Annotated in this window: 4 protein-coding genes; all 4 read left to right on the top strand. The window is 36.7% G+C overall.

From position 1 onward, the window contains the following. A partial coding sequence (locus AC220I_RS21215; RefSeq protein ID WP_486725866.1) for an aminotransferase class I/II-fold pyridoxal phosphate-dependent enzyme occupies positions 1–331 on the top strand: 331 nt, incomplete at its 5' end. Between the two features lie 143 nt (positions 332–474). Then, positions 475–1,251, top strand: a complete 777-nt coding sequence (locus AC220I_RS21210) for an enoyl-CoA hydratase/isomerase family protein (RefSeq protein WP_486725865.1) — start codon at positions 475–477, stop codon at positions 1,249–1,251. Further along, positions 1,236–1,403, top strand: a complete 168-nt coding sequence (locus tag AC220I_RS21205) for a hypothetical protein (protein WP_486725864.1) — start codon at positions 1,236–1,238, stop codon at positions 1,401–1,403. The genes AC220I_RS21210 and AC220I_RS21205 overlap by 16 nt, the downstream gene beginning before the upstream one ends. A 13-nt stretch (positions 1,404–1,416) precedes the next feature. After that, positions 1,417–2,445 (top strand): threonine aldolase family protein, encoded by a 1,029-nt coding sequence (locus tag AC220I_RS21200; RefSeq protein ID WP_486725863.1) that lies wholly within the window; start codon positions 1,417–1,419, stop codon positions 2,443–2,445. Positions 2,446–2,535: the final 90 nt, after the last annotated feature.

The raw sequence follows: 2,535 nt of genomic DNA, 5'->3' as shown, positions 1-2,535 counted from the left end.
TAGCATGTATAGGCATCATGTGAAGCGAACAAAAGATTATTATAAAAACAAAATGGATATATTGAGAAAGCTCTGTAATAAGGCACAGGACAAAATTGTATGGCACATTCCTTCTACAGGCTTGTATGCCTACTTGGAGACAGGAAAGCATTCATCATTATATCTTGAAAAAAAGCTTTTTGACAATAAAGTATTGGTAAGCAGTACGAACTCAAATTATATCGATGGATTTGAGCACCCTGAAGGATTGAGGCTATGTGTATGTAGTGCGGAAAATCATGACATAGAGCACGTCGTAAAAATCATAGAACATCATTGTAATATTTCTTAGACAGATGAGTTTTAATGTAAGTTTGAAAATATGTATATTCAAGTGTAGGTCAATACTTAACAGGGTATAGATTCTTATGTTGCGTACTTTAAATAAGTAATTATCAACTTATAAAATGTCAGTTATCAAAAAGGAGTATTTCTATGGAGTATACAAGTGTTATCGTCAGTAAAAATGATTATATTGGTATAGTGACCTTGAACAGACCTGATTTTAACAATACCTTTAATGTGCCACTTGCGGTGGAATTAAACAATGCGCTAATAGAGCTTGAAAATGATGACCAAGTCAATGTTATCATCATCAATGCAAAGGGCCGTAATTTCTGTACAGGCATAGATATTAATGATTTAGAAGGAAAGACCAATATTGAATATTTAAAATGGATTGAATTAATGGAGAAAATGAATCTCACCATTGCTGGCATGGGCAAACCCGTAATTGCTTCTGTTCATAAAATAGCTGTAGCAAATGGCATTGGTCTAGTGGCGGCATGTGATTTAGCGATTGCTGCAGATAATGCTAAATTTGGGGCAACTGCCATAAATGTAGGCTTGTTTTGCATGGGCCCAGCAGTGCCATTACTAAAAAGCTTGGGGAGAAAAAAGACTTTAGAACTTATTATGATGGGAGAGCTCATTGATGCTAATGAAGCAGAGCGAATTGGCCTCATTAACAAAGTTGTGCCGGCTGATAAGCTTGAAGAAGAAACCCTGGCTTATGCACGAAAACTCGCTAAGAAAAGCCCATTGGCGCTTCAACTCGGTAAAAAATCGTTTTATAAGATGGAAGATCTTGATTTGAAAAAGGCAATGGAACTGACCAACCATCATTTTGCTTCCCTTTGCACAACAGAGGATGCCCATGAGGGTGTGGAAGCCTTTTTAAAGAAAAGAGAGCCTGAATGGAAGAAAAGATAGGAGACACGTATTTAAGTTCTGAACATATAATTTGTTCAGAACTTTTTTTAGGCGCATTTGAATTTGATATTTTCCCCCAAAAAAGCTATGATATTGAGTGTACAAACCTAAATAAAGAGATGAATGGTTTGACAAAAGGGATTTATTATTAGGGAGGGAATTATTATGTTGTATTTTATGAACGATTACTCAGAAGGGGCACATCCCAAAGTCCTTGATGCGCTTGTGAAGTCAAATATGGACCAGCATGTGGGCTATGGAATGGATGAAATCACAGCTGAAGCTGCTATGCGCATCAAAAAAAGAATTGGCAAACCAGATGCAGATGTCCATTTTCTGGTTACGGGCACTCAGACAAACACCATTGCCATTGCACACTTTTTAAGACCTTATGAAGCTGTTATCGCAACGGATCTTGGTCATATCTCTGTACATGAGACAGGTGCAATTGAGGCAACTGGTCACAAAATAATTGAAATGGAATCAAAAGATGGCTTGTTCACCACTGAAATGATTGAAAAGGCAATCTTAAAGCATGCAGATGAGCATTGGGTCTTGCCTAAATTAGTATATATTTCAAATGCTACTGAAACAGGTACAATATACACTAAAGCTATGCTTGAGGATATTAGAAAAGCTTGCGATAAATATGGTCTTTATCTCTACTTAGATGGTGCTAGACTTGCAAATGCCCTTACCTGTGAAGACAATGATATGACGATTGAAGATATTACAAATCTAACAGATGCCTTCACTGTAGGTGGTACGAAAAACGGCATTCTCTTTGGAGAGGCATTAGTTATAACCAATGATAAGTTAAAAGATCATATGCGGTTTTCAATAAAACAAAGAGGGGCACTACTTGCCAAGGGGAGATTGCTTGGTGTTCAGTTTAGAGCCTTATTTGAAGACGATTTGTATTTTGAAATTGCAAAGCACACCAATGAAATGGCAACGATTTTAAAGGAAGGCATTTTAGAACTTGGCTATGAGCTCGTGACAAAACCCTCAACGAATTTGATCTTTACGATCCTACCAAACGAGATTCATAACGCGTTGTCAAAGCTTTGTTACTATGAAGCAGAGCATCCTTATGATGAAAACAATATGGAAGCGCGATTCGTGACTTCTTGGGCAACACCCAAAGCGGATGTTTTGGAACTCCTAAAGCTTTTAAAAGAACTGAAACAATAAAACAAGCCAAATGTACAATACAAGGATTTTGACATCGTGTATGTACATTTGGCTTTTTTAAATTAAAAATATAAGTTTAAACCCTAAACT

Source organism: Fusibacter sp. (genome assembly GCF_057447755.1).
Note: the sequence above shows the minus strand (reverse complement) of the source record. Positions and strands in the feature narration are given on the sequence as shown.